The organism is Enterococcus xiangfangensis, from assembly GCF_005405365.1.
GTDB classification, from domain to species: Bacteria; Bacillota; Bacilli; order Lactobacillales; family Enterococcaceae; genus Enterococcus_A; species Enterococcus_A xiangfangensis.
The window spans coordinates 1-1371 of the sequence record NZ_BJDX01000019.1; the positions used below are offsets into that span (position 1 = coordinate 1).

At 35.4% G+C, this 1371-nt stretch carries 1 protein-coding gene; it reads left to right on the forward strand.

Features of this window, described 5'->3' with window-relative positions; translation table 11 throughout:
• Positions 1 to 191 precede the first annotated feature (191 nt).
• A protein-coding gene (locus FFM68_RS13060) for an IS3 family transposase (RefSeq protein WP_114525319.1) occupies positions 192 to 1336 on the forward strand; the annotation gives its coding sequence in 2 pieces (ribosomal slippage) (positions 192 to 462 and positions 462 to 1336; 1146 coding nt in all).
• The last annotated feature ends 35 nt before the right edge of the window (positions 1337 to 1371 follow it).

Genomic DNA, 1371 nt, shown 5'->3' on the forward strand with positions numbered 1-1371 from the left:
GGAACTGACCCAATAACCTGAGACAAAATAAAAAAGCACCCCTTGTTGAATTCAAGTTAAAATGAATTTAACAAGGAGGTGCTTTTTTAATGGGAACTCGAGTGGCTTATCCGATTCAAATCAAAGAGATGGCTATAAAGATGAAACAAGATAAAATTCCTGTAAAAACGATTATGGGAGGTGCTTTTTTAATGGGAACTCGAGTGGCTTATCCGATTCAAATCAAAGAGATGGCTATAAAGATGAAACAAGATAAAATTCCTGTAAAAACGATTATGGAAGAATTAGGTATCAAAAACAAGACGCAAATTGAAACGTGGTGGCGTTGGTATCGTCATGGTGAGAATCACCGACTTGTTCAGCCTGTTGGAAAACAATATTCTTATGGAAAAGGTCCAGAAGAACTATCGACCGAAACACAACTTAAGAATGAAAATAATTTTTTAAAGATACATATTGATGCGTTAAAAAAATACAAAGAGTTGGAAAGGATGTGGAACCAGAAATATTTGTAGAATTAGTTAAATCAATGAAAGGAAAATTGACCACTACTGCATTATGTCAGCTTTTTGAAGTTTCACGAGCAACCTATTATCGTTGGACTCATCGAAAAGACTTAGGAAAATTGACTGCCCTTGAAGAAGCTGTCCGTCGTCTCTGCTTCTTGCATAAGTTTAGGTATGGGTATCGAAAGATCGCTGCATTAATCAACCAGGAATACAAAGTTAATAAAAACACGATTCAAAGGATTATGCAGAAATATCATTGGAACTGTCGTGTAAAAATAAAGAAACGCAATAAAGTTGGGCAACCCTATAAAATAGTCGAGAACAAGCTGAATAGGCAATTTGCTTCAGAAGCACCTTTAAAGAAATTGGTTACAGATATTACTTATCTGCCTTTTGGTCAAAAACAATTGTATTTATCTTCGGTTATGGATTTGTACAACGGTGAAATTATCGCCTATACCATCGGTGATAAGCAAGATACGGCTTTTGTTCTAGATACACTTGATCAGCTACCTAAAACAACCGACTGTCTATTGCACAGTGATCAAGGTTCTGTTTATACTTCCTTTGATTATCAGAATCAAATAAAGTCAAAAGGCATTACCATGAGTATGTCCCGTAAAGGAACGCCATCAGATAATGCCTGCATCGAATCGTTTCATGCCTCGCTAAAGTCTGAAACGTTCTACTTAGATAAGCTCACAAATGAGCCTACATCTATTGTAATAGAAACGGTAAAAGAATACATTACTTATTATAATGAAGTTCGAATTCAACAAAAACTAGGCTACCAATCACCGATAGAATATCGGAAATTAGCAGCCTAATAAATGCTTTTTTATTACTGTCTCAGTATTTTAGG